The 25,675-nt window shown below is 71.5% G+C and carries 23 protein-coding genes; 12 read left to right on the top strand and 11 right to left on the bottom strand.

The annotated features are described in order from the left end of the window. Positions 1-124: 124 nt before the first annotated feature. Positions 125-1,363 carry an MFS transporter gene (locus ACLBXO_RS23425; RefSeq protein ID WP_447686868.1) on the bottom strand — a complete coding sequence of 413 codons (1,239 nt, stop codon included), beginning with the start codon at positions 1,361-1,363 and terminating at the stop codon, positions 125-127. Positions 1,364-1,509: 146 nt separating this feature from the next. Then, positions 1,510-2,370, bottom strand: coding sequence for an IclR family transcriptional regulator (locus ACLBXO_RS23420; RefSeq protein WP_447686867.1), 861 nt, complete (start codon positions 2,368-2,370; stop codon positions 1,510-1,512). Positions 2,371-2,691: 321 nt separating this feature from the next. Between ACLBXO_RS23420 and ACLBXO_RS23415 the strand changes: the two genes are divergently transcribed. The 8 genes from ACLBXO_RS23415 to ACLBXO_RS23380 all read left to right on the top strand — a co-directional run bounded on the left by ACLBXO_RS23415 (position 2,692) and on the right by ACLBXO_RS23380 (position 11,117). Then, entirely contained in the window at positions 2,692-3,702 is a 1,011-nt protein-coding gene (locus tag ACLBXO_RS23415; protein WP_447686866.1) for an ABC transporter substrate-binding protein, read from the top strand. 52 nt (positions 3,703-3,754) lie between these two features. Continuing rightward, positions 3,755-4,906, top strand: a complete 1,152-nt coding sequence (locus ACLBXO_RS23410) for an acyl-CoA dehydrogenase family protein (protein WP_447686865.1) — start codon at positions 3,755-3,757, stop codon at positions 4,904-4,906. A 5-nt stretch (positions 4,907-4,911) separates the two neighbouring features. Beyond that, positions 4,912-6,045, top strand: coding sequence for an acyl-CoA dehydrogenase family protein (locus ACLBXO_RS23405; RefSeq protein WP_447686864.1), 1,134 nt, complete (start codon positions 4,912-4,914; stop codon positions 6,043-6,045). A 16-nt stretch (positions 6,046-6,061) separates the two neighbouring features. After that, positions 6,062-7,291: a CaiB/BaiF CoA transferase family protein gene (locus ACLBXO_RS23400; RefSeq protein ID WP_447686863.1), complete on the top strand. Its 1,230-nt coding sequence runs from the start codon at positions 6,062-6,064 to the stop codon at positions 7,289-7,291. Further along, on the top strand, positions 7,288-8,091 hold the full coding sequence (locus tag ACLBXO_RS23395) for an enoyl-CoA hydratase/isomerase family protein (protein ID WP_447686862.1): 804 nt from the start codon (positions 7,288-7,290) through the stop codon (positions 8,089-8,091). Before ACLBXO_RS23400 ends, ACLBXO_RS23395 begins: the two co-directional genes overlap by 4 nt. A gap of 128 nt (positions 8,092-8,219) precedes the next feature. Then, complete coding sequence (locus ACLBXO_RS23390) at positions 8,220-9,221, top strand: TRAP transporter substrate-binding protein (RefSeq protein ID WP_447686861.1); 1,002 nt, start codon at positions 8,220-8,222, stop codon at positions 9,219-9,221. Between the two features lie 28 nt (positions 9,222-9,249). Then, positions 9,250-9,837 (top strand): TRAP transporter small permease, encoded by a 588-nt coding sequence (locus tag ACLBXO_RS23385; RefSeq protein ID WP_331317251.1) that lies wholly within the window; start codon positions 9,250-9,252, stop codon positions 9,835-9,837. After that, complete coding sequence (locus ACLBXO_RS23380; protein WP_447686860.1) at positions 9,834-11,117, top strand: TRAP transporter large permease; 1,284 nt, start codon at positions 9,834-9,836, stop codon at positions 11,115-11,117. Before ACLBXO_RS23385 ends, ACLBXO_RS23380 begins: the two co-directional genes overlap by 4 nt. Before the next feature lie 27 nt (positions 11,118-11,144). Here the strand turns inward: ACLBXO_RS23380 and ACLBXO_RS23375 are convergent, their stop codons facing one another. Both ACLBXO_RS23375 and ACLBXO_RS23370 read right to left on the bottom strand, forming a co-directional pair. Beyond that, entirely contained in the window at positions 11,145-12,530 is a 1,386-nt protein-coding gene (locus ACLBXO_RS23375; RefSeq protein WP_447686859.1) for a sensor histidine kinase, read from the bottom strand. A gap of 44 nt (positions 12,531-12,574) precedes the next feature. After that, positions 12,575-13,240 carry a response regulator gene (locus tag ACLBXO_RS23370; protein ID WP_447686858.1) on the bottom strand — a complete coding sequence of 222 codons (666 nt, stop codon included), beginning with the start codon at positions 13,238-13,240 and terminating at the stop codon, positions 12,575-12,577. 115 nt (positions 13,241-13,355) lie between these two features. Here ACLBXO_RS23370 and ACLBXO_RS23365 point away from each other — a divergent pair, with 115 nt between their 5' ends. Together ACLBXO_RS23365 and tcuC are read left to right on the top strand one after the other, a co-directional pair. Beyond that, entirely contained in the window at positions 13,356-14,432 is a 1,077-nt protein-coding gene (locus ACLBXO_RS23365) for an ABC transporter substrate-binding protein (protein WP_447686857.1), read from the top strand. Positions 14,433-14,623: 191 nt separating this feature from the next. Further along, positions 14,624-15,916: a tricarballylate/proton symporter TcuC gene (gene tcuC, locus ACLBXO_RS23360; protein ID WP_447686856.1), complete on the top strand. Its 1,293-nt coding sequence runs from the start codon at positions 14,624-14,626 to the stop codon at positions 15,914-15,916. A gap of 63 nt (positions 15,917-15,979) precedes the next feature. On the opposite strand, the gene glpT is transcribed toward tcuC, so the two are convergent. From glpT to ACLBXO_RS23340, 4 genes are all read right to left on the bottom strand, one after another. Next, positions 15,980-17,320: a glycerol-3-phosphate transporter gene (gene glpT / locus ACLBXO_RS23355; protein WP_447686855.1), complete on the bottom strand. Its 1,341-nt coding sequence runs from the start codon at positions 17,318-17,320 to the stop codon at positions 15,980-15,982. A gap of 282 nt (positions 17,321-17,602) precedes the next feature. Beyond that, a complete protein-coding gene (gene glpD / locus ACLBXO_RS23350) occupies positions 17,603-19,105 on the bottom strand; it encodes a glycerol-3-phosphate dehydrogenase (RefSeq protein WP_331317239.1) in 1,503 nt (500 codons plus the stop codon). A gap of 97 nt (positions 19,106-19,202) precedes the next feature. Continuing rightward, a complete protein-coding gene (locus ACLBXO_RS23345) occupies positions 19,203-19,964 on the bottom strand; it encodes a DeoR/GlpR family DNA-binding transcription regulator (RefSeq protein ID WP_447686854.1) in 762 nt (253 codons plus the stop codon). 106 nt (positions 19,965-20,070) lie between these two features. After that, a complete protein-coding gene (locus ACLBXO_RS23340) occupies positions 20,071-20,436 on the bottom strand; it encodes a hypothetical protein (protein ID WP_447686853.1) in 366 nt (121 codons plus the stop codon). 177 nt (positions 20,437-20,613) lie between these two features. Here ACLBXO_RS23340 and ACLBXO_RS23335 point away from each other — a divergent pair, with 177 nt between their 5' ends. Continuing rightward, positions 20,614-22,167 (top strand): PAS domain S-box protein, encoded by a 1,554-nt coding sequence (locus tag ACLBXO_RS23335; protein WP_331317234.1) that lies wholly within the window; start codon positions 20,614-20,616, stop codon positions 22,165-22,167. After that, entirely contained in the window at positions 22,157-22,786 is a 630-nt protein-coding gene (gene fixJ, locus ACLBXO_RS23330) for a response regulator FixJ (RefSeq protein WP_447686852.1), read from the top strand. Before ACLBXO_RS23335 ends, fixJ begins: the two co-directional genes overlap by 11 nt. Before the next feature lie 96 nt (positions 22,787-22,882). On the opposite strand, the gene efeB is transcribed toward fixJ, so the two are convergent. The 3 genes from efeB to ACLBXO_RS23315 form a co-directional block, all read right to left on the bottom strand. Continuing rightward, positions 22,883-24,124 carry an iron uptake transporter deferrochelatase/peroxidase subunit gene (gene efeB, locus ACLBXO_RS23325; protein ID WP_331317230.1) on the bottom strand — a complete coding sequence of 414 codons (1,242 nt, stop codon included), beginning with the start codon at positions 24,122-24,124 and terminating at the stop codon, positions 22,883-22,885. 78 nt (positions 24,125-24,202) lie between these two features. Beyond that, positions 24,203-25,090, bottom strand: a complete 888-nt coding sequence (gene efeO, locus ACLBXO_RS23320; protein ID WP_447686851.1) for an iron uptake system protein EfeO — start codon at positions 25,088-25,090, stop codon at positions 24,203-24,205. Between the two features lie 238 nt (positions 25,091-25,328). After that, complete coding sequence (locus tag ACLBXO_RS23315; RefSeq protein WP_331317227.1) at positions 25,329-25,511, bottom strand: hypothetical protein; 183 nt, start codon at positions 25,509-25,511, stop codon at positions 25,329-25,331. Positions 25,512-25,675 lie beyond the last annotated feature (164 nt).

Genomic DNA, 25,675 nt, shown 5'->3' with positions numbered 1-25,675 from the left:
ATCCGCGGAGCGAATTGAGCACGTCGTCAGACAATCTGTCAATCAGGCAACGCGCGGATCGGCGGCGCCGAGCGTCGGCCGCGTCCGGCGGCGGCGTGACCGGCGCGGCCCGTCCGCCGTTCGATCAGGCCTGGGCGTTCCGGCGGCGCATGGCGAAGCCGAACACCCAGAGGGACAGCCCCAGATTGATCGCCGCCACGGTCAGCATCACCTCCAGCAGCGTCAGGAGACCGAACCATTCGGCGACGTAGCCGCAGGCCAGGGGCGTGATGGCCTGCCCGAGGAGCGGGAGGCGGGCGAGCCGGCCCATCGCCGCCGCGTAGTCGCGCTGTCCGTAGAGCGCCAGCGGCAGCGTGCCCCGCACGACCGTGCGCATGCCGTTGCCGGCGCCGTAGAGCAGCATCGCGAGCCACGCCAGGGACGGCATCGTCGCCAGCAGCAGCAGCCCGAGCCCGACGCTGGCGCTCGACAGCAGCAGGGACCAGGCCGGATGGGCGTGCCGCCCGAGGGCGAGTTCGACGACGCGCACGCCGACCTGGGCAGGACCGATCAGGCCGGTCAGGGCCACCGCGGCGGTCGCGCCGACGCCCAGCGTCTGCAGCAGGTTGAGCAGTTGCACCGAGGCGGCGGTCATGATCATCGCCGCCATCGTGAAGGTCACGGCCAGCAGGCGCTCCGCAGGCAGACGCGTCGCCTCGGTCGAGTCGGCCAGCGCGCGGGGCCGGGGCGTCGCCGCCGGCTCGACCGCGGGCCGGCTCCGCGCCGGCAGCGCCCAGGCGAAGAGCGGGACCACGAGGGCGACCGACAGGATCGCGTAGGTGAGGCAGGCCCCGCGCCAGCCGACATGGTCGACCAGGAACCGCGTGGCCGGCCAGCAGAGCGAGACCGCGAAGCCCGACGAGATCGCGATCTGGGTCATCGCCCCCCGCGCGTTGGAGCCGTAGGCCTGGCCGATCGCGGCGAAGAGCGGGTCGTAGAGCGCGGCCGACATGCCGAGACCGGCGACCACCCAGGCGAGCAGGAAGACTGGCAGGGATTGCGCGAGCGCCATCAGCACGAGGCCGGCCGCGATGATCGTGGCGCCGGTGACCAGGACCGGCCGCCCGCCGTGACGCCGGATCGTTCGGCCGACGAACGGCGCCGGCAGGCCCGACACGAAGATCGCGAGCGAGAGCGCGCCCACCACCATCGCCTGCGGCCAGCCGGTCTCGGCGACGATCGGGTCCGAGACGACCGCGGTGAGGAAGAACGTGCCGCCCCACAGGACGATCTGCGTGACGCCGAGGGCGATGTTACCGGCGAGGGTCGGACGCGGCGGCGTACCGGGCGGCTCGGAGCCGCGCGTGGTTGGGGCGCCGGGCACGATGATGTGGTCTCCGCTGGGTCGTGTTCGAGGCCGCAGGGCCTCGAACCTCATTAGCGCGCCGCCGCGCCCGGCAGCTCCGCGATCCGCGACCTTCAGCCGCGCACCGGCTTCGGACGTCGCGGCGCTCCCGGGCACGACCGGCCTCAGGGCCGGGACGGATCCTCCGGCAGGAATCGCGCGACCGCGTCGTGGATCGTCGCGGCGATCTCCGCTTCCCGACGCTCGAACGCGTCGAGAAGGCCTGACACCGCGATCGCCAGCGGGCGGCCCCGGCTGTCGACGCGCCTGGGCAACGGGACCGCGATCGAGCCGGCGCCCGGCGTGACGAGGCCGCGGGAGAAGAAGTGCCCATCCCGCCGCAGCCGCGCCAGGTTGGCCAGGACGGCCGCGAGCGCGATCGGCGGCTGCTCGGCTGGCGCCTCGGCGTTGGTGCGGCGGACCAGCGGGCCGACCTCGGCCTCCGGGCTCCCGGCGAGGAGCGCCGTGCCGGTCGCCGACCAGACGACGAGGCGGCGCGTCCCGGGCGGGACGTGGAAGCGCATGGCGGTGCGCGCCTGCAGGACGTGGACGTACTGCGAGAAGATCGCGTTGCGCGCGGCGAGGATCACCGTACCGCCCGTGCGCTCCGACAGGTGCTCGAGCATGCGCACGAGGCTGCCGTCGCGCACCGGCCCCTTGTCGAGCCACGCGCCGAGGAGCGCGACCCGGGGCGACGGCAGGAAGCTGCGGCGCGCCGGGTCGTAGTCGAGGTATCCGAGGCGCACGAGGCTCTTCAGGAGCACCGAGGTCGAGGATTGCGGAACGCTCAGCCGCTCGGCGATCTCGGAGACCCGGGCCTCGCGCTGGATCTCGTCGAACAGCTCCAGGATCTGGAGCACCCGTCCGGCGGACTTAACCAGGCTCAGATCCGAGCCGGCGGGATCGGCCCCCACCGTCAGGTCCGTGGACGCTCCGCCCCGATCACCGGTGCGCTCACCCATGCGGGTACCCATGCGGGCACCCATGCGGGCACCTGCGGGCCGGCCCCCGCGGAGGCCGCACGGGTCGTACCGCCCCTGATCGCCCTCGCACGGATCCGTGGTGCTCACGGCGCATCGCCGGCGCGTCCCCCTGAGGCAGCGCGAGCCCGCGTGCCGTCCGACAGCAGTATAGCGCCCGCGTCAACGGCGCGCTCCATCACACATGTGATATTCTTCAGCAGATGGGCGATGGCGGTTGAAGCCGGGTGCGCGCTCTGCCCTATTCGTCAGCGGTGTCGGACCCGTCTGACCGACCGGCACCGGGAGACCGCGCGGCAAGTGCGGCCCTGTTCGGGAGGGATGTCGATGTCGATCCGCCACGCGGCCGTCGCCGCGCGCCTCCTCGTCGCCGCGCTGATACTTCCGGCCCTCGGCGGGATAGCGCGGGCCGAGACGACCTCCGTCCGCATCGGCCTGCAATACGGCCTCGTCTACCTGCCGGTGATGATCGCCCAAAGCGAGGGCCTGTTCGACAAGCGCGCCAAGGAAGCCGGGCTCGACGGGCTGACCGTGACGCTGACCCGCTTCAGCGGCTCCACCGCGATGAACGACGCGCTGCTCTCCGACAGTGTCGAGCTCGGCACCCTCGGCTCGGCCGGCGCCCTGATCGCGTGGGACAAGACCCGCGGGCGTCAGCAGATCAAGAGCCTCACCGCCCTGAGTTCGGTCGTCTACACGCTGTTCACCGGCAAGCCCGGCGTCGCCGCGCTGAAGGACTTCTCCTTCGGCGACAAGATCGCGGTCCCGGCCTTCAACTCGCCCCAGGCGATCCTGCTGCGGGTCGCGGCGGCGCAGCAGCTCGGCGAGTCCGCCAAGGCCGATGCGCTGATGGTCAGCCTGCCCCATCCGGACGCGACCGCGGCGATGCGCGCCGGACAGGGCATCGCCGGCTACTTCGCGACGCCACCGTTCACGCAGGTCCTGAAGGCGGATCCCAAGATCCGGACGGTCATGACCTCGACCGGCCTGATCGGCAGCGGCGACATCACCGCCGCCACCCTGAACGCCAAGCAGGGCTTCGTCGACGCGAACCCGAAGGTCGCGCAGGCGATCCGCGCCGGGATGGAGGACGCGGTGGCGCTGATCCGCAGCGACCCCCAGCGCGCGGCGACCATCTACCTCGCCTCCGAGCAGGTGCAGATCGACCGTGCGCAGGTCGAGACGATCCTGACCGACGGGTCCATCGTCTACGACGTGGCGCCGAAGGGCATGGTCAACCTCGCCAAGGCGATGGCGACGCAGGGCTTCCTGCGGAAGGTCCCGACCGATTGGCAGGAGATCTTCTTCCCCGGCCTCGAGGGCCGCGACGGCAGCTGAGCGGCGCGCAGTCCGCACGTCCCGCCGCTCACGGAGCCCTCACGGAGCCTCGATGCACAGTTTCCGCTTCAGCGCCGAGCCGCTCCCGCCCGAGGCCGAGGCCGCCCGCGCCTCCGTCCGCGCCTTCCTCGACGCGGAGCTGGCAGCCGGTCATTTCGTGCCGCACCGGACCTCGTGGACGACCTTCGACGCCGCCTTCAGCCGGCGCGCCGGGGCGGCGGGCTTCATCGGCCTGACCCTGCCGGAAGCCTATGGCGGCCACGCCCGTTCCGGCCTCGTCCGCTTCGTCGTCACCGAGGAGATGCTGGCGGCCGGTGCGCCCTGCGGCGCCCACTGGATCGCCGACCGACAGTCGGGCCCGCAGATCCTGCGGCACGGCACCGAGGCGGCCAAGCGGGCGATCCTGCCGCGGATCTGCCGGGGCGACTGCGCCTTCGGCATCGGCATGAGCGAGCCGAATTCCGGCTCGGACCTCGCCGCCGTCCGGACCCGCGCGGTGCGCGACGGCGACGATTGGGTGATCAACGGCTCCAAGATCTGGACGACGAACGCCCATCAGGTCGACTACCTGCTGGCCCTGGTCCGGACCGGCGAGCCCGGGCCGGACCGGCACGGCGGGCTGACGCAGTTCATCATCGACATGGCGGCTCCCGGGGTGACGGTGCGGCCGATCCTCGACCTGTCGGGCCATCACGAGTTCAACGAGGTGTTCTTCACCGATTACCGCGTCGCCGACGCGATGCGGGTCGGCGCGGAGGGCGCGGGCTGGGGCCTCGTCACGGAGGAGCTCGCCTTCGAGCGCTCGGGGCCCGACCGGTTCCTGTCGGATTACCGGCTGCTCGTCGAACTCGTCGACCGGATCGGGCCGGAGCCGGACCGGTTCCAGGCGGTCGAGACCGGGCGGATGGTGGCCCAGCTCACCGCGCTGCTGGGCATGTCGGCCTCGGTGGCCCGCCTCCTCGATCAGGGCGTCGTGCCGGGCGTCGAGGCGGCGCTCGTCAAGGATGTCGGCAACGGCTTCGAGCGCGCGGTGCCGGAGATCGCCCGGCGGCTCGTGCCGGTCGAGCCGAGCCTCACCGCGCAGGGCGACGCCCTCCGCGAGGCTTTGGGCGGCGTGACCCTGCGGGCGCCGTCCTTCACCCTGCGCGGCGGCACCCGCGAGGTCCTGCGCGGCGTCATCGCCCGGGGGCTGGGGCTGCGATGAGCCGGATGGACCACGCGGCAGAGGCCGGCGACGGGATCGACGGGATCGTCCTCGATCAGGTCGAGCGGCTGCTCGCCCAGCACCTCACGCCGGCGCTGCTGGCCGCCTGCGACGGGACCGCGGGCGCGGCCGCAAGGGCGGCGGTTCACTGGCCGGCGGATCTCTGGACGGCGCTCGCCGAGAGCGGCCTGCCGCTGGCGCTGGTGCCCGAGGCGGAGGGCGGGATCGGCCTCGCCGCCACGACCGCGGCCCGGCTGATCCGGCGCTGCGGCCGGGCCGCCCTCCCCCTGCCCCTGCCGGAGACCGTCGCGGGCGCGGCGCTCTGGGCTGCCGCGGGGGGACAGGTGGCCGAAGACGCCCTGTCGCTGGTCCCGGGCGGCGGCCCCGTGCGGATCGCGCCTCACGCGGAGGGGTTCGTCCTGGACGGCCGGGTCGCGCAGGTGCCGTGGGGCGGTTCGGTGTCCGCCCTCCTCCTCGACGCCGTCGACGCGGCCGGCATCCCGCACCTCGTGCGGATCGCCGCGCCCGGGACGCTCCGCGGCACGCATCACAACCTCGCCGGCGAGCCCCGCGACACCCTCGACCTGACCGGGCGCGCCGTCCCGGCCGCCGACGTCCGGGCCGCGCCGGGCTGGGCCGCCGGAGCGGGCGCGTCGTCCGTCGAATCCGTCGGCGCCTGGGTCCGGGCGCAGCAGATGGTGGGCGCCCTGGAGACCTGCCTCGGCTCGGCCCTCGATCATGCGCAGGAGCGGCAGCAATTCGGCCGGCCGCTCGCCAAGTTCCAGGCGATCCAGCACATGCTCGCCGAGGCGGCGGGTGAGGTCGCGGCGGCGAGCGCGGCCGCCGACCTCGCGGCCGCCTGCTGGAATGATCCGCGCTTCGTCCTCGCCACCGCCATCGCGAAGGCGCGCTGCGGCGAGGCGGCGGGCCACGTCGCGGCGATCGGCCACCAGATCCACGGGGCCATGGGCTTCACCCAGGAGCACCCGCTCCACCGGGCGACCCGGCGGCTCTGGTCCTGGCGCGACGAGTTCGGATCCGACGCCCTCTGGCAGGAGCGGATCGGGCGCGCGGTCTGCGCGGGCGGCGGTGCGGCCCTCTGGCCGATGCTGGTCCGCCTGCGCGGCGGCGCCGGCTGAGATGGGAGACCTGTGCGTGCCGGATCACTCCGCCGAGACTCATCCCGCAGAGACGAACGAGGCCGGGCCGCTCGCGGGCGTGCGCGTCGTGGACCTGACCAGCGTGATCATGGGGCCCTCGGCGACGCATATCCTGGCCGATCTCGGCGCCGACGTGATCAAGGTCGAGACGCCGGAGGGCGATTCCTTCCGGCACTACCGGCCGGCGCGCGGCGCCGGGATGGGCGGCAACTTCCTGCACCTCAACCGCAACAAGCGCAGCGTCCGCCTCGACCTGAAGCGGGCGGCGGCGCGCGCGGCGCTGGACCGGCTGATCGCCACGGCCGACGTGTTCGTCCACTCGATGCGGCCCGACGCGATCCTGCGCCTGGGCTACGGCTACGCGCGGGTGCGCGCGCTTAAGCCCGACATCGTCTACTGCGGCGCCTACGGGTTCGGGGCCGACGGCCCCTACGCCCACAAGGCGGCCTACGACGACCTGATCCAGGCGGGCTCGGGCCTCGCGGCGCTCCAGACCGCCGCCTATGGCCAGCCCGGCTACCTGCCCACGGTGCTGTGCGACAAGATCGCCGGACAGGCCATCGCCTGCGCGATCCTCGCCGCCCTCTACGAGCGCCGGGCCGGCGGCGGCGGGCAGGCGGTCGAGGTGCCGATGTTCGAGACCATGGTGGAGTTCAACTTCGTCGAGCACATGGTCGGCTACGCCTTCGAGCCGCCGCTCGGGCCGCCGGGCTTCAACCGGGTCCTGAGCCCGCGGCGCAAGCCCTACCGGACCCGGGACGGCCACGCCTGCATCCTGCCCTACTCGGACCGGAACTGGCGCGACTTCTTCATCCATACCGGCCGACTCGAATTCGTGGACGATCCCCGCTTCGTGCCGCTCGCCGTGCGGGTGGAGAACATCGAGATCCTCTACGCCCTGGTCGAGGAGGAGGCGCCGCGCCGGACCACCGCCGAATGGGTGGCGTTCTGCGACTCGGTGAGCATCCCATGCATGCCGGTCCTCGGCCTGGAGGACCTGCCGGAGGACGCGCACCTGAAGGCGGTGGGCTTCTTCGGCAGCGCCGAGCACCCGAGCGAGGGGCGCTACCGCACCATGCGCCGGCCGGTCTCGTTCAGCGGCAGCCGCTTCGCGATCCGCCGCCACGCCCCCCGGCACGGCGAGCACACCGCCGAGGTCCTGGCCGAGGCCGGGCTCGACCCGGCCGAAATCGCCGCGCTGACCCTTGAGGAGACCGTCCAATGAGCAGCGCGGGCGAGACAGGCGGCGCGGGCGAGGACCTGCTGTTCTCCGTCGCGGAGGGCGTGGCGACCATCACGCTGAACCGGCCCGAGCGGAAGAACGCCTTCACCTTCCCGATGATCGCGGCCTGGACGGCGGCCCTGCAGCGCTGCCGCACCGACGCGGCGATCCGCGTCGTGGTGGTGACCGGCGCGGGCTCGGCCTTCTGCAGCGGCGGCGACATCGTCGAGATGGGCGAGCGCCTCGACCAGCCGCCGGCCCGGCGCAAGGAGGAGCTCTACGGGCGGATCCAGCGCATCCCGCTGACGCTGGAGGATCTCGACAAGCCGGTGATCGCCGCCCTGAACGGGGTCGCCACCGGCGCCGGCCTCGACCTCGCCCTGATGTGCGACCTGCGCTACGCCGCGCGGAGCGCCCGGTTCGCCGAGACCTACGTGCGGGTCGGCCTGGTGCCGGGCGCGGGCGGCGCCCATTTCCTGCCCCGCCTCGTCGGGACCGCGAAGGCGCTGGAGCTGTTCTTCACCGGCGATTTCGTCGATGCCGACGAGGCGCTCCGGATCGGCCTCGTCAACGGCGTCCACGCCGACGCGGACCTGATGCCGGCCGTCGCGGCGCTCGCGCGGAAGATCGCCGAGGCGCCGCCGCTGACACTGAGCCTGATCAAGCGGGCAGTCTACCAGGGGATGCGCAACGACCTGCGCACCAATCTCGACCTGATCTCCTCGCACTACGCCGTCGTCACCGCCACGCCCGAGCATCGGGCGGCCGTGCAGGCCTTCGTCGGCGGGCGCGACAAGGGCTGAACCGCGGCCGCGCGCGACATCTTCCCCCGGGCGTCGCACTTTCGCGCTTGTCGCCACCGCGCCTACCTGCAAGTCTATCCAAAATTCAATCCGCGCAACGACGCGGACTCAAAGTCTGGGAGGACGCGATGACGGCTCGGATTCTCGGTGCGCTCGCCTGTGCGCTCGCCTTCATCGCGCCGGCGGCGGCGCAGGCGCCGATCGTCATCAAGTTCAGCCACGTCACCACCACCGACACGCCCAAGGGCCAGGGCGCCGAGCGGTTCAAGCAGCTCGCCGAGGAGCGCACCAAGGGCGCGGTCAAGGTCGAGATCTACCCAAACAGCACGCTCTACAAGGACAAGGAAGAGGTGGAGATGCTCCAGCTCGGTGCCGTGCAGATGCTGGCGCCGTCCACGAGCAAGTTCGGCCCCCTCGGCGTGAAGGAGTTCGAGGCCTTCGACCTGCCCTACATCTTCCCGAACGAGCAGGTGCTGCGGCGCGTGCAGGACGGGCCGATCGGCCAGGGCCTGTTCAAGAAGCTCGAATCGAAGGGGATCAAGGGCCTTGGCTACTGGGACAACGGCTTCAAGATCCTCACTGCCAACAAGCCGATGCACGCCCCCGAGGACGTGAAGGGCCTGAAGTTCCGGATCCAGTCCTCGAAGGTGCTGGAGGCGCAGTTCAAGCAGCTCGGCGCGCTGCCCCAGGTGCTGGCCTTCTCCGAACTCTACCAAGCGCTGCAGACCGGCGTGGTCGACGGCCAGGAGAACCCGCCCTCGAACGTGACGACCCAGAAGCTCAACGAGGTGCAGAAGCACGCCACGCTGACCTATCACGGCTACATCGGCTACGCGGTGATCGTGAACAAGGGCTTCTGGGACGGCCTGCCGGCCGACATCCGCACGACGCTCGAGGGCGCCATCAAGGACGCGACCGCCTACGAGCACGAGATCGCCGACAAGCAGAACGAGCAGGCGCTCGCCGAGATCCGCGCCACCGGCAAGACCGCGGTCTACACGCCGACCGAGGCCGAGAACGCCGCGTGGCGCAAGGCCCTGGCGCCGGTCCAGCGCGAGATGGCCTCCCGCGTCGGCAAGGACCTGGTCGCGGCGCTCAACAAGGAGGCCGAGGCGGCGCCGAACAACTGATCACGCCGCAGCTGCGCCCGGACCGACCATGTTGCTGAAACTCCTTGATCGGCTCGAAGAGGTGCTGATCGGAACGCTGATGGCGGCCGCGACCGTCATCACCTTCGCCACGGTGGTGCACCGGTTCCTCTCCGGCATCCCGGCGCTGCAGGACTACACCGACCGGATCGACTTCGGCTGGTCGCAGGAACTGTGCATCTACATGTTCATCTGGGTCGCGAAGTTCGGCGCGGCCTACGGGGTGCGCACCGGCATCCACGTCGGCGTCGACGTGCTGGTCAACCGCCTGCCGCCGGGCGCGCGCCGGGTCATGGTCCTGGTCAGCCTCGCGGCGGGCGCCCTGTTCACCGGGATCGTGGGCACGCTCGGCGCCAATTTCGTCTGGCGCATCGGCCACACCGACCAGACCACGCCCGACATGGAGATCCCGGTCTGGATCGTCTACCTCGCGATCCCGCTCGGCTCCTACCTGATGTGCTTCCGCTTCCTGCAGGTGGCGTGGGGCTACTGGAGGACCGGGCACCTGCCGGCCCGCGACCACGCCCATGTCGACGGCGTCCCGACCGTCGAGGGTGTCGACCCGATCCAGCTCGGCCGCGAGGGAGGCCCGGCATGAGCGGCCTGATCATCTTCGGGCTGCTCATCTCCCTGATGCTCACCGGCATGCCGATCTCGATCGCGCTCGGCCTGACGGTCCTGACCTTCCTGTTCACCCTGACGCAGGTGCCGATCGAGAGCGTCGCGCTCAAGCTGTTCACCGGGATCGAGAACTTCTCGATCATGGCGATCCCGTTCTTCATCCTCGCCGGCAACTTCCTGGCCCATGGCGGCGTGGCGCGGCGAATGATCGCCTTCACGACCTCGCTGGTCGGGCACTGGCCGGGTGGCCTCGGCCTCGCCGGGGTGGTCGCCTGCGCGCTGTTCGCCGCCGTGTCGGGGTCGAGCGTCGCGACCGTGGTGGCGATCGGCTCGATCATCCTGCCGGCCATGGTGGCGGAGGGCTACCCGAAGCGTTTCGGCGCCGGGGTGATCACCACGTCGGGGGCGCTCGGCATCCTCGTGCCGCCCTCGATCATCCTCGTGCTCTACGGGGTGTCGACGAACAGCTCGATCGGCAACCTGTTCCTGGCCGGCGTCATGCCCGGCCTCGTCCTGTCGGCGATGCTCGCCAGCGTCACCTTCGTCATCGCCAAGCGCCGCGGCTATCCGCGCATGCCCAGGGCCTCCTGGGCCGAGCGCCTACGCGCGTTCCGCGAGAGCGCCTGGGGGCTGTTCCTCGTGGTGATGGTGATCGGCGGAATCTACGCCGGCGTCTTCACCCCGACCGAGGCGGCCGCGACGGCGGCCGTCTACGCCTTCGTCATCGCGGTGTTCGTCTACCGCGACCTGAAGCTGTCGGACGTGCCCCGGGTGCTCCTCGCCTCGGCCAACATGAGCGCGATGCTGCTCTACATTATCACCAACGCGGTGCTGTTCTCCTTCCTGATGACCTCGGAGAACATCCCGCAGGCGATGGCGGCGTGGCTGATCGCCATGAACTTCAGCCCGCTGGTCTTCCTGCTGGTGGTCAACATCATCCTGCTGATCGCCGGCAACGTGATGGAGCCGTCCTCGATCCTGCTGATCATGGCGCCGATCCTGTTCCCGATCGCCGTCAAGCTCGGGATCGACCCGATCCATTTCGGGATCATCATGGCGGTCAACATGGAGGTCGGCCTGTGCCACCCGCCGGTCGGGCTCAACCTCTACGTCGCGAGCGGCATCGCCCATATGGGCATCTCCGAGCTGACGGTCGCGGTGCTGCCCTGGCTCCTGACCATGCTGGCCTTCCTGATCCTGGTGACCTACTGGCCCGCCCTGTCCCTATGGCTGCCGCGGGCCCTCGGGGCGATGTGACGGAGCGGGACCGCTCGCGCGGCGCGCCTAGGCTTCGGACGACGCGGGCGCGACGGCGTCCGGGGGCACGCGGAAATCGACGCGCGCCACCAGCCCTGACCCCTCGGCGGGAGACGCGAGCGTGACCGCTCCGCCGATCCGGTCCGCCAACGCGCGGACGATGGCGAGGCCGAGGCCGCTGCCCTCCGGCCCGTCCCTGGAGGCGACGCGGTAGAAGCGCTCGAAGACCTTCTCGCGCGCCTCGCGCGGGATGCCGGGCCCCTCGTCCTCGACCTCCGCGCAGGCCCCGATCTCCGTGCGGCGAAGGCGGACCGTCGTGGTGCCCCCGGCCCGGTTGTAGCGGATCGCGTTGTCCACGAGGTTCGTCAGGATCTCGCCGACGATGAACGGATCGCCGACGACCGGCACCGCGCCGTCGGGGCGATCGAGCGCGATCTCGGCGCCGCGCGCGAGCGCGTGGGGCACCTGCTCGGTGACCACGCGGGTCGCGACGTCGTTCAGGTCGGCGATCGCGGCCGGTGCCCCCGCCTGGGCGGCCCCCTCGTCGGCGCGGGCCAGGGCGATGAGCTGGGACAGGAGCCGTTCCAGGCGCCGTGCCGCGCCGTCGATGTCGTCGATCGTCGCGGCCTGGGCGGCGTCGCCGGGCGTTATCCGGCGGAGCAGTTCGACGTGCATCCGCAGGACAGCGAGCGGGGTCCGCAGCTGGTGCGAGGCGTCCGACGTGAAGCTGCGCTCGCCCGCGATCGCCTGCTCCAGACGGCGGAGCAGCGTGTTGAGGGCGAGCACCGGTGCCAGCGCCTCGCGGGGCACCCCGGCCACGTCGAGCGGCTGCAGGTTGATCGCGCCCGGCACCGCCCGTCGGTCGATCGCGTCGCTCAGCCGGGTCAGCGGCCTGAGGCTGCTGTCGATGCTGTACCACGACAGGGCCCCGATCAGGCCCAGCAACCCGAGCTCGGCGAGGGCGAGCCCGGCGAGCAGGCGCTGCTCCAGGGTCTGGCGGGCCTCGCGTGTCTCCGCGACCTGAACGAGCACCGGGCTCGGCTTCCCGTAGACCCGACGCGCCTGTGCGGCGATCCGCACGCTCGCCCCGCGGACGACGCCGTCGCGGTGGGTCGTCACCCCGAGCTGGAGGGCGCCGACATCCGGGATCGGGAGGTCCCGGTAGCCGGTCACCAGCGCGCCGAAATAGGTGACACTGTAGTAGATCCGGTCCTGGGCCTGGCTCTCGAGCATCCCGAGGGCGACGCGCGGCAGGTCGACCGAGACCTCGCCGTCCTCCACGGTCAGCCGCTCGGCGATCGCCAGGACGGAACCGTCGAGCAGGCGGTCGTGCGTCGTCTCCACCACGTTCCGGATCACGAGCGCGCCGGCGAGGCCGAGCGCCAGCGCCAGCGCGAGGGCCGGGAGCAGCATGCGGACTAGCAGGCGCCGCCGGAGTGAGGGCGCGCGCGGACGGGTCACACCGGCATCAGGAGGTAGCCGAGGCCGCGGATGGTGCGGATCTCGGGCCCGTGCGGCTGCAGCTTCTTCCGGAGACGGGCGACGTACAGCTCGAGGGCGTTCGGCGCGACCGCCTCGTCGAAGCCGAAGATCTCCGCGCTCAGCCGCTCCTTCGGGACGGGCTTCCCGGCGCGGGTCATCAGGATGGTCAGGACGGCGAGTTCCCGGCGCCGCAGGGCGACCGGCGCCCCGTCGAGGGTGACGGTGCCGGCGGCCCGGTCGAGCTCCAGCGTGCCGCAGCGCAGGACCGGGTTCGGCACGGCCTGCCCGCGTCGGACCAGGGCCCGGACCCGCGCCTCGAATTCGGCGAGGTCGAAGGGCTTCGGTAGGTAGTCGTCCGCCCCGAGATCGAGGCCGCGGACCCGGTCGGTGATGGCGTCCCGCGCGGTCAGCACCATCACCGGAACGGTCGAGCCGGCCGCCCGGACCGCCTTGAGCACCTCGAAGCCCGGCAGGCCCGGCAGGCCGAGATCGAGGACGACGAGGCTGTAGGGCTCGCTCGTCGCGAGGCGGACCGCGTCGGCCCCGTCCGCCTCGTGGTCGACGGCGTATCCGCCCTGCCGGAGGGCGGCGATCAGGCCGCGCGCCAGGGCGGCATCGTCCTCGACGACCAGAACGCGCATGCTCCTCCCGCCATCCATCGTCCTGGCCCAGGCGGCGAGCCCGGTCTAGCATTCCCGTCCAGACGCTGCACAGCAAGGGCGCCGGGCATCCCGGGCCGACGAAGGGGAGACATCGTTGAGCGTTCGCCACGCCGTCGGGCTTCTCGTGCTGCTGGCGGCAGGCCTCGGACCAGCCGCGGCGCAGGTCGAATTGCCGCTGGCGGCCGCGGACACGGGCCCCGCCGCGGCGAAGGGCGAGACCGTCGTGGTCGTGGAGGCGACGACGGACGAGGCCGAGGTCGCCGACCTCATCGCGGGCTTCCGCGCGGCCCATCCCGGCGTGGCGGTATCGTACACGAAGATGAACTCGGCGCGCCTCTACGACGGCTTCGTGGAAGCGGCCGCGGCCGGGACGGGCACGGCCGACATCGTCTGGAGCTCGGCCATGGATCGCCAGATCAAGCTGGTGAACGACGGCTACGCCGCCCGCTACGTGTCCCCCGAGGCCGCGGCGCTGCCGGCCTGGGCCGTGTGGCGCAACGAGGCCTTCGGCGTGACGGCGGAGCCGATCGCCATCGCCTACAACAGGACGCTCCTGCCGCGGGAGCGCGTGCCCGCGACCCGCGCCGAGCTGATCCGATCCCTGACCGAGCAACCGGAGGCCTGGAAAGGCAAGGTCGCCGCCTACGATCCCGAGCGGAGCGGCGTCGGATCGCTGATCCTCGCGCAGGATGCCGAGGTGACGCCCCGGACCTGGGACCTCGTCTCTGCCCTCGGACAGGCCGGCGTGAAGCTCTACACGCGCACCGAGACGATGCTCGACCGGATCGTCGACGGCGAGGCCCTCCTCGCCTACGGCGTGTTCGGCGCCTACGCCCTCGAGCGGGCCAAGCAGGACCCGGTGATCGGCGTCGTGCTGCCCACCGACTACACGCTCCTCGTCTCGCGGATCGCCTTCATCGCCAAGGACGCGCGCCATCCCGCGGCCGCCCGCCTGTTCCTCGATTACATGCTCTCCCGCGAGGGCCAGGCGCGGCTCGCGTCGCGGTCCCTCACGCCGGCCCGCCTCGACGCCCGCCGGCCCGACGATCCGGTCGCGAGCGCGCCGGCCCTGCGGCCGGTCGCGGTGGGGCCGGAGCTGCTGGCCAACCTCGATCAGATCCGGCGCGCCCGCATGCTGCGGCGCTGGCGGCGGGCGATGGAAGGCCGCTGAGCCGAAATCCGCGACAGCTTCGTGACAGGTTAACGCGCGTATAGCGGATGCAAGCGCCGCAGAGTCGGCGCGAATACACGGGAGGATTGGTTCAAGGCTGCGGCCCGGTCGCCAGGGGCGATCGCGCGCCGACCCGAACCGACGCTTCCCTCGTGCGGTTGCGACCGCTCCGGCGCCTGAGGGAGACAGCTATGATACAGGCCCATCCGTCGAGTTCCAAAGCCGCTACGGTCCTGCGCGTGACCAGCGGCAACTTCCTGGAGATGTTCGACTTCTTCCTGTTCGGTTTCTACGCCACCTACATTTCCAAGACCTTTTTCCCGGTCGGCAATGAGTTCGCCTCGCTGATGCTGACCTTCATGACGTTCGGGGCCGGATTCCTGATGCGGCCGCTCGGCGCGATCTTCCTGGGCGCCTACGTGGACAGCATCGGCCGCCGGAAGGGCCTGATCGTGACGCTCGGCATCATGGCGGCCGGCACGATCCTGATCGCCTTCGTCCCGGGCTACGGCACGATCGGCCTGTTCGCGCCCTTCCTGGTCCTCGTCGGGCGGTTGCTGCAGGGATTCTCGGCCGGCGTCGAGCTCGGCGGCGTGTCCGTCTACCTGTCCGAGATGGCCACGCCCGGCAACAAGGGCTTCTACGTGTCCTGGCAGTCCGGCAGCCAGCAGGTCGCCGTAATGTTCGCGGCCGTGATCGGCTACATCCTCAACAACGCCCTGACTCCCGCCGACATGAATGCCTGGGGCTGGCGCATCCCGTTCTTCATCGGCTGCGCGATCGTGCCGTTCCTGTTCTACATCCGGCGCTCGCTGGAGGAGACGGAGGAGTTCCTGAAGCGCAAGCACCGGCCGTCCATGAACGAGGTGTTCGGCTCGCTCGCCCGCAACTGGCAGATCGTGCTGCTCGGCATGCTGCTGGTCGGCATGACCACGATCTCGTTCTACACGATCACCGTCTACACGCCGACCTTCGGCAAGGCCGTGCTCAAGCTGTCCGACACCGACAGCCTGCTGGTCACGTTCTGCACCGCCCTGTCGAACCTGTTCTGGCTGCCGGTCATGGGCGCGCTGTCCGACCGGATCGGGCGCAAGCCGATCCTGCTCGTGTTCTCGGCGCTCACCCTGCTCACCGCCTACCCGGTGCTGGTCTGGCTCGTCGGCAACGCGAGCTTCGGCAACATGCTGATCGCGCTCCTGTGGCTGTCCTTCCTGTACGGCAGCTACAACGGCGCGATGGTGGTGGCGCTGACCGAGGTGGTCCCGGCGAGCGTGCGCACGGCCGGCTTCTCCCTCGCCTACTCGCTGGCGACCGCCCTGCTCGGCGGCTTCACGCCCCTCGTCTCCACGTGGCTCATCGAGGCCACCGGCAACCGCGCGGCGCCCGGCCTGTGGATGGCCTTCGGGGGCGCCTGCGGCCTCGTCGCCACGCTCCTGATCTACCGCCGCGCGAGCCAGCCGGCGGCTCTGGGCGCCCCGGCCTGATCGCGCCGGCACGCGGCGCGGCCGGAGGGCGTGAGCCCCCGGCCGCGCCGGGAGAACCGCTCCTCAGGCGAATTGCGGCGCCGCGGTGCCGCTGTGCCGCAGCGTCAGGGCCAGGCAGACGATCGCGAGGACGCAGGCCGCCAGCAGGAGGACGAAGCAGCCGTTCCAGCCGTAATGGTCCGTCGTGTAGCCGACCAGCGCGCTCGCCGCGACCGAGCCGCCGAGATACCCGAACAGGCCCGTGAAGCCCGCCGCCGTCCCGGCCGCCTTCTTCGGCACGAGCTCGAGGGCCTGGAGACCGATCAGCATCACCGGTCCGTAGATCAGGAAGCCGATGCAGATCAGGGCCGCGAGGTCGATGCCCGGGTTGCCCTCGGGATTGAGCCAGTAGACCAGCGTCGCCGCCATGACGCCGAACATGAACACCACGCCCGTCGCGCCGCGATTGCCGCGGAACAGCTTGTCGGACAGCCAGCCGCAGAGCAGGGTGCCGGGGATGCCGGCCCACTCGTAGAGGAAGTAGGCCCACGAGGTCTTGTCGACCGAGAAGTGCTTGGCCTCCTTGAGGTAGGTCGGCGCCCAGTCCAGCACGCCGTAGCGGAGCAGGTAGACGAACACGTTGGCGAAGGCGATGTACCAGAGCATCCGGTTCTTCAGCACGTGCTCGACGAAGATCTCGCGCGTCGAGAACTCGCGCTCGTGGTTGGCGTCGTAGCCTTCCGGGTAATCGTCCTTCCAGGTCTCCACGGACGGCAGGCCGCAGGATTGCGGCGTGTCCCGCATGGTCAGGAAGGCGAAGATCGCGACGCCGAGCGCCACGGCGGCGGGCACGTAGAAGGCCGCGTGCCAGTCGTTGAACCAGGCCAGGCCGAGCAGGAAGAGCGGCCCGATCAGGCCGCCGCCGACGTTGTGCGCCACGTTCCAGACCGAGACGACGCCGCCGCGCTCCTTCTGCGACCACCAGTGCACCATGGTGCGGCCGCTCGGCGGCCAGCCCATGCCCTGGAACCAGCCGTTGAGGAACAGCAGCACGAACATGATGCCGACGCTGGACGTCGCCCAGGGGACGAAGCCGAACAGGAACATCACCAGCGCCGAGAGCACGAGGCCGATCGGCAGGAAGTAGCGCGGGTTGGAGCGGTCCGAGACCATGCCCATCAGGAACTTGGACAGGCCGTACGCGATCGCCACCGCGGAGAGCGCGGTGCCGAGCTCGCCGCGACTGTAGCCCTGCTCGACCAGGTAGGGCATGGCCAGCGAGAAGTTCTTGCGGAGCAGGTAATAGCCCGCGTAGCCGAGGAAGATGCCCGCGAAGATCTGCCACCGCAGCTTGCGGTAGGTCGGATCGACGCGATCCGCCTGGACCGGTGGCCGATGGGCCGCGGGAGCGAGAAAGCCGATCATGGCGCGCCTTGGTGCGTGAGACCGCGAACGGACCCGGGCTCATCCCGGGCGCGTCTCGGATTGGACGGGGTGGTGGCGTGCCGCGCTCAGCGTCGCGCCGAAGCGGATGCCGCGGCGGGCGCGGCGTGCCGACGCGCGATCCGCGCGGCCGGTCTCGACCCGTGGCGATGGTGGACGGCGGGGTCCGGTCGCAACATCGTCTCCTCCCTGTGATGCGGCGCATCTCCGGCTCGGCCGGGTCGCCGTCTCGCGATTGTTCCGTGCCCGCGGGCGGCGACCGGCTCAGCCGACGGCCATCGCGCCGTCGTGCCGGTCGGTCATGGCGGCGATCCGCGCCCGCAGCGCCGCGACCTCGTCGGCCGAGAAGGCGAGGCCGAGCTTGGACCGGCGCCAGAGCACGTCCTCGGCGGTGCGGGCCCATTCCCGGTCGATCATCCAGCGCAGCTCGCCCTCGTGAAGGCCGTGCCCCAGGTCGGGCCCGAGTTTCGCGGCGATGCGCAGCGCGTCCGTCCCGTAGGCGGCCACCATGCGCCGGACCGTGGCCGCGGCGAGCTGGGGCGCGACGCGGGCGAGGCGCGCCTCGAGCTCGGCCACCCCGTCGACCGGGAAATCGCCGCCCGGCAGCGCGGCGCTACCGGTCCAGGAGCGGCCGCGCGCGCCGAGGCGCCGATCGATCTCCTTCAGGGCGTCCTCGGCCAGCTTGCGATAGGTGGTGATCTTGCCGCCGAAGATGTTCAGCACCGCCGCCTCGCCGGCCGCGCCGTCCGTCTTCAGCACGTAGTCCCGCGTCGCCTCCTGCGCCGCGGAGGCGTGATCGTCGTAGAGGGGGCGCACGCCCGAGAAGGACCAGACGATGTCCTCCCGGCGAAGCGGCGTCGCGAAGTACTCGCTGGCGGCGCTCAGGAGATACGCGGTCTCCTCCTCGGTGATCGCCGCGTCGGCGGGATCGCCGGAGAAGTCGCGGTCCGTCGTGCCGACGAGCGTCGTGTCGTTCGCGTAGGGGATCGCGAAGATGATCCGCCCGTCCGCGTTCTGGAAGATGAAGGCCCGGTCGTGGTCGTAGAGCTTGCGCATCACGATGTGCGAGCCCTGCACGAGGCGCACGTGCTTGGCCTCGCTCCGGCCGAGCGGACCCTGGATCACCCGGTCGACCCAGGGGCCGGCCGCGTTGACGAGGAAGCGCGCGGCGATCTCCTCCTCGCGGCCGGTCCTGAGCTCGCGCCGGACGATGCGCCACAGGTCGCCCTCGCGCCGGACCGAGACGACGCGGGTGCCGACCGCGATCTCGGCGCCCCGCGCCTCGGCGTCGCGCGCGTTGAGCACCACGAGGCGCGTGTCGTCGACGCGGGCGTCCGAGTACTCGAAGCCGCGCCGGAACTCGGATTTGAGCGGGGCGCCGATGGGGCCGGAGAGGTCCACGGAGCGCGTGCCGGGCAGGCGCTTGCGGCCGCCGAGATGGTCGTAGAGGAACAGCCCGATCCGCAGGAGCCAGGCCGGACGCAGGCCGGCATGCAGCGGCAGGACGAAGCGCAGCGGGCGCACGATGTGGGGCGCGATCCCCCAGAGCACCTCGCGCTCGGCCAGCGCCTCGCGCACGAGGCGGAACTCGTAGTGCTCGAGGTAGCGCAGGCCGCCGTGGATCAGCTTCGTCGACCATGACGAGGTGCCGCTGCCGAGGTCGTTCTGCTCGGTCAGCGAGACCGAGTACCCGCGGCCGGCCGCGTCGCGCGCGATCCCGCAGCCGTTGATCCCCCCGCCGATGACGGCAACGTCGAACGTGCGCATGGTCCTCCCCCTCCCGTGCCGCGGCGTCGGACGCGCGACTGCGAAAGCAGTGGACCGTAATACGAAATCAAACGAAATTCAATCGAAAGCTGAGCACTCAGCGCCCGGTTTCGACCAAGCGGACTCCGGAGGCGCGGCAGAGGTCACGCAGCGTCTCGCTCGGGCAGCGATCGGTCACGAAGGTGCCGACCTGACTGAGCTGGGCGAGCCGCACCGGCGCGCTCCGCTCGAACTTGGTGGAATCCGCGACCAGCACGACGTGGCGGGCGTTGGCGATGATCGCCTGCGCGACCCGGACCTCGCGATAGTCGAAATCGAGGAGCGCCCCGTCCTCGTCGATCGCCGAGGCCCCGATCACCGCGAAATCGACCTTGAACTGGCGGATGAAGTCCACCGCGGCCTCCCCGACGATCCCGCCGTCCGAGCGGCGGATCAGGCCGCCGGCGACGATGCACTCGATCTCGGGACTCGGCCGCAGCGCGAGCGCGACATTCAGGTTGTTGGTGATGACCATGAGCCCGGAATGGCCGAGGAGCGCTCGGGCGACGGCCTCGGTCGTGGTCCCGATATTGATGAACAGCGAGGAGCGGTCCGGGATCAGGTCGGCGGCCGCGCGCGCGATCGCCGCCTTCTCGGGCGCCGCGAGCGCGTTGCGCGCCTCGTAGTCGAGGTTCTCGGCTCCCGCGCCGAGCACCGCACCGCCGTGGATGCGCGACAGGAGGCGCGCCTCGCACAGGTCGTTGAGATCCTTCCGGATGGTCTGCACGCTGACCGCGAAGCGACCGGACAGGGCATCGACCGAGACGCGCCCGTCGGCCCGCGCGATGTCCATGATCGCGTTCTGGCGCTCCGAGAGCATGCTTCGAGACCTCTGCGCGGCGCGAACGAAACCCGATCCGGCGCGAGCGCGCGAGCCGCTCCGAAAAATGAAGGCGCGCTCTCGACGGCCACCACGCCTAGCGGATTCACCGCCGCGAGGAAACGTCGGGACGCGGGAAGCCGGCCCGCGGGCTCGCGGGGAACGACCCGCGATCCGCGCCTGCGCGGAGCGCGTCGCCAGCGACGCGCTCGCGACGCTGAGAGGCTACGCGCTCACGGCGGAAGACCGTCTGCGCGCCGATCTGATCGAGCGGGTCACGTGCGCGTTCCGCGTCGACGTCGGTGCCGTGTGCCGCGCGCGCGGGCGCGATCGGGACTCGGTCCTCGCCGCGCTGCCCCGCCTGCCGAAGCTCCTGGCCGGCGGCCTCGTCCGACGGGAGGGCGCCGGCCTCGCCATCCCGGACGACGCCCGGACCTTCGGCGGAAACGGCGCAGCGGCCTTCGACGCGCATCTCGGCACCTCCGCGGCGCTGCCCCGCCGGGCGGCCTCGTCCGGCTGGCCACCGGCGCGGTCGTTCCGTCGGTTCGGGGACGTCCTCGCGCCCGACTGGTTTCTGATGCAACCGGCGGTGTAAAACCGGAGCCGACAACCTGGACGGACGCCGGTTCCGTCTCCCCGCGCGGCCGACATGACGACGCCTGAAGTTCCCTACGCGCCTGCCACCGGCGACGGCGACCCGTTCGACGCGGACGGGCTGCGGCAGACACTCGACGAGGCCGGCATCTGCGGCTGGGCCCTCGACATCCCGACCGGGCGCGTCACGATCCTCCCGTCCTGCATCCGCCTGTTCGGCGTTCCGCCGGACCGTCTCACCACCTTGGACGAGATCCAGGCGCTCGTGCATCCGGACGACCGCGCCGCCCGGGCGGCGGTGATCGGGCGGGCGCTGACGGACGGCGGAAGCTACGAGATCGACTACCGGGCCGTTCAACCCGACGGGCGCGTTCACTGGTTGCGCTCGCGCGGGCGCGTGCAGGTCGACGCCGGCGGCCGGCCCTTCCGGCACCGAGGCGTGGTCTACAGCATCCACGAACAGAAGCAGGCCGACGAGGAGCTGCGGGCGCGCGAGGCTCACCTGCGCTCGATCCTCGACACGGTGCCCGACGCGATGATCGTCATCGACGAGCAGGCGCAGATCAAGTCGTTCAGCGCAGCCGCCGTGCGTCAGTTCGGCTACGGCTCGGACGAGATGGTCGGGCGGAACGTCAGCCTGCTGATGCCGGAACCGTACCGCAGCCAGCACGACGCCTACATGGGCCGCTACCTTCGGACGGGGGAGCGCCGGATCATCGGCATCGGCCGCGTCGTGGTCGGCCAGCGCAAGGACGGCTCGACCTTTCCGATGGAACTGTCGGTCGGCGAGATGCGCTCGGGCGGCGAGCGCTACTTCACCGGCTTCATCCGCGACCTCACCGAGCGGAACGAGACCGAGACTCGCCTGCAGGAGCTGCAATCCGAACTGGTGCACATGTCGCGCTTCACCGCCCTCGGCGAGATGGCGTCGACCCTGGCCCACGAGATCAATCAGCCGCTGACGGCGATCGCGAGCTACCTGAAGGGCTGCCGTCGCCTCCTCGGGCGCATGGAGGGTCCCGAGGTGCCGCTGCTCGCCGACGCGGTGAACCAGGCGGCCGACCAGGCCCTGAGAGCCGGTCAGGTCATCCGGCATCTGCGGGATTTCGTGTCGCGCGGCGAGAGCGAGCGGCACATCGAGGGCTTGCCCAAGCTGATCGAGGAAGCGAGCGCCCTCGCCCTCGTCGGCGCGAGGGAGAAGGGGGTGCGCGTCCGCTTCGATCTCGACCCGGACGCGCCCCTCGTGCTCGCGGTCCGGATCCAGGTGCAGCAGGTCCTGCTCAACCTCATCCGCAACGCGATCGAGGCCATGGAGGACGTCGCCCGGCGCGACCTGACCGTCGCGACGCGGGCGCTTCCCGCCGAGGGCCTGGTCGAGGTGCGCGTGTCGGATACCGGGACGGGCATCGCCCCCGAGATCGCCGCGCAGCTCTTCCAGCCGTTCGTGACGACGAAGGCGCGGGGGATGGGCGTCGGTCTGTCGATCTGCCGGACCATCGTCGAGGCCCACGGCGGCAAGATCCAGGCCGGCCCCGGCCCGGACGGGGGAACGACCTTCCGCTTCACCCTGCGCACCTTCGACCGCGAGGAGATGGCTCATGTCGAGTGACGCGTCGAGCGACGCGCCCGTGCATATCGTGGACGACGATCTCGCGGTGCGCCAGGCGCTGGCCTTCCTGCTGGCGACCGACGGGCTCGCCGTCCGCGTCCACGAATCCGCGACCGCCTTCCTGGCCGCGGAGACCGGGCGCGTCGGGTGCGTCGTCACCGACGTGCGCATGCCCGGCATCGACGGCGTCGAGCTCCTGCACCGGCTCCTTCAAAGGGGCAGCCTGCCGCCGGTGATCGTCATGACGGGCCACGCGGACGTCGCCCTCGCGGTCGAGGCCATGAAGGCCGGCGCGGTCGACTTCATCGAGAAGCCGTTCGACGACGCGGTGCTCCTCGCCAGCATCCGGTCGGCCCTCGCGCAGGCGGACCGGACCGTGAAGCGCGCGACCGAGCGCGACGCGGTGCGGGCGCGCCTCGCCGAACTGACCGCGCGCGAGCGGCAGGTGTTGGAGGGCCTGGTCGCCGGCAAGGCCAACAAGGTCATCGGCCTCGATCTCGGCATCAGTCCGCGGACGGTGGAGATCTACCGGGCGAACGTCATGTCCAAGCTTCGGGCGGGCAGCCTCTCCGAACTCGTCCGCATGGCCCTGATCGCGGGACGGGCGGAGGTCGACTGAGCGCGGAGCCGATCCCGCGGGCGGCCGGTATCTCGGGCGCCCGAGGCCAGCATCCCGGAGACGGATGTCCGAGTCTGGATCCGCGCCGACGCAGTTTCAGGTCGCGGCCAGCATGCCTTCCCCGAGGAAGGAACCGGGCCCGGACACGCCGGGCAGGGCGAAGAAGTAGCCGCCGCCGATCGGGCGGACGTACTCTTCGAGACCCTCGCCGGACAGACGGTTCTGCACGGTGATGAACCCGGCAGCGAGGTCCGCTTGGTAGCAGACGAACAGCAGGCCCATGTCGAGCTGGCCGGCGGCGGTCAGCCCGCGTGAATAGTTGTAGCTGCGGCGCAGGATCAGGCTGCCCTCGGTACCCGGCAGGCGCGGGTTGGCCAGACGGATATGGGCCGCGAGCGAGATGGTCTCGCCGTCCGGGTCGGCGGCGTAACCGGGGACGTCCCGCTCGTGTCCCTGACCGAGCGGCGCCCCGCTGCCCTTGTGCCGGCCGATGATGGCCTCCTGCTCGCCGAGCGGCGTGCGATCCCAGCGCTCGACCAGGGTGCGGATGATCCGCACCACCTGGTAGCTCCCGCCCGCCGTCCAGGCCGGCTCGTGCTGCCCCGCCCCGACCCAGACGTGACGGTCCATCAGCCCGGGATCCCGCACGTCGAGATTGGCGGTGCCGTCCTTGAAGCCGAGCATGTTGCGCACGGTGTCGGCCCCCATGGTCTTCACCACGTGGGGCGGGAGGAAGCCCTCCATCTTCCAGCGCGGCGTCAGGAGGCCGGGCGTCGCCTTGATGACGTCGCGCAGGGCGTGGATGTTGGTCTCGGCGGTGTTGGAGCAGAGCTGGATCAGCAGGTCGCCGTGGCACTGCGCCGGGTCGAGGGCGTCGTTGGGGAAGCGCTCCATGAGGCCGAGATGGCGCGGGCGGGCGCGCCCCAGGCCGAACCGGTAGTCGAACAGGCTCGCGCCGACCGACACCGTGGCGGTGAGATTGTCCGGGAGGATGGTCGGCCCGAGGATGCCGGAATTGCGCGGCGGCATCTGCGGGTGGAGATCGGGCACGGCACCGCCCCGCGTCAGGAAGGCGAGTCGCTCGGTGAGCGTCCGGAACAGGTGGGGCAGCTCGCCGCGCCGCTCGGCGAGCACGTCGAAGGCGACGTAGAGGGCGGCGGCCGGCTGCGGCGTGACGATGCCGGCTTGGTGGGGACCGTAGAAGGGCTGGGCGACGAGCGTCCCCTCCGTGGCGGTGGTCGGCGTCGCGTCCTCGGCCCGTGCGGGCCCGAGGAGCGCGGCGGCGCCGAGGCCGCCGAGAAGCCGGCGGCGGGTGATGACCGGTGAAGGAAGGCGCATCGTCGCTCGGCAAGATCAGGTCGCGCTACCGCCTTTAGCCACGAAGAGAGGCCACAGGGCGGCACCTCGGCAATGATATCAGTCTAGACCGAGCCGGCCACGCAGCGTCGACAGATCTTCGGCCAGGAGCGTGATCGGCCCCTTCAGGGCGTTGCGGTCGCGGGCCGTGAGGTTGTCGTAGCTCTGGAAGCCGCCGTCCGGGCTGCGGTAGCGGGCGAGCAGGTCCTCGACCCGCTTGTAGCTGCGCTCGACCCGGGCCACGAAGTCCCCGTCCGTCAGCAGCGGGCGCAGGAGCGTGAACACCGCCTTCGAGCCCTCGATATTGGCCTGGAAGTCCCACAGGTCGGTGCGGCTGTACCGCTCCTCCTCGCCGCTGATCTTGGTGGCGGCGATCCCCTCGATCAGGGCCGAGGCGGCCCCGACCGCCTTGGCGGGCGGGATGGCGAGCGCCGCGACGCGGTCGCGCAGGGTCACGGTCTCGGCGGCGAGCCGATCCGCGATCTCGCCGAGCCCCTCCGTCGTGCCGAGGGTGAAGAGCGCCATCTCCAGGCGATGGAAGCCGACGAAGGCGGGATCGCGCTCGCGCAGCTCGAACTCGTCGTTGCGCACGTCGAGGCGCTTGATCAGGTCGGGGAACAGGGCCGCCACCGGCTCGATGCGCTCGTAGGGCGCGCGCGCCGGGGCGTAGAGCCGGCGCGCCTCGGCGAGCTGCCCGGCCTGGATCGCCGCGACGAAGCGCGCGGTCTCGCGCACGAAGGCGTCGGCCTGGGCCACGACGTAGGTCCTGTAGGCCGCGAGGGCCGCGGCGAGGTCCGGCGCCACCGGCCGGGACGGCCGCGCGGGGCGCGGGCTGTCCGGCACGTCGAGGGACCGGGCCGGGCGGGCATCGCCGACGCCGATCAGCATCGCCAGAGCGACGGCCGCGGATCGGGATCGGTCCCGGGCGAGGCGTGGAGACTCGGGCATGGGCGGCGGACCGTGACACGGGGCGCGGCCCGAGCCGGCCGCACAGTCCGGCTAATCGAGGCCTTACCGGTGGGCAACGGCCGCTCACGGCGGCGGTTCGGGGCCGGACCCGGTGGACCGGCTTGCCGCGGGGCTCGCGGAGCATGGCCGCGGCGCGTTCAGACGAGGAGCGGGATCAGGATGGCGAGCAGGACATTCCCGCTCACCAGCAGGATCAGGGGCAGCGTCTCCATGCCGGTCAGCCCAGGCAGGCCACGGCGCGGATCCCGGCCGTCGCGGGCTTCGCGGGGCAGGCCGGCGCGGCGGCGGCGACGCGGGTGCCGGCCGGCTGGCCGGTGACGGCGTGCGACAGCGCGGGCAGGTAGGTCGTACCGACCATGATACCGGCCGACAACAGGAGGCGGGCGATGACGTCGAGCATGGTGTTTCCCCTCATCCGGTCTTCGAGGACCGTTGTGCGAGGCGGTATCTACGGAAGTCGTGCTGCGCGAATATTGCGTCCCGTGTTGCTTCAGCGCTCTCGGGAAGTCATCAGGCCGATGGCACAATAACGGACGGTGTCGCCGCGGAATCGGTGACGATCGG

Source organism: Methylobacterium sp. C33D (assembly GCF_053345825.1).
The sequence above is the reverse complement of the archived record's forward strand: the minus strand, read 5'-3'. Positions and strand labels throughout refer to the sequence as shown.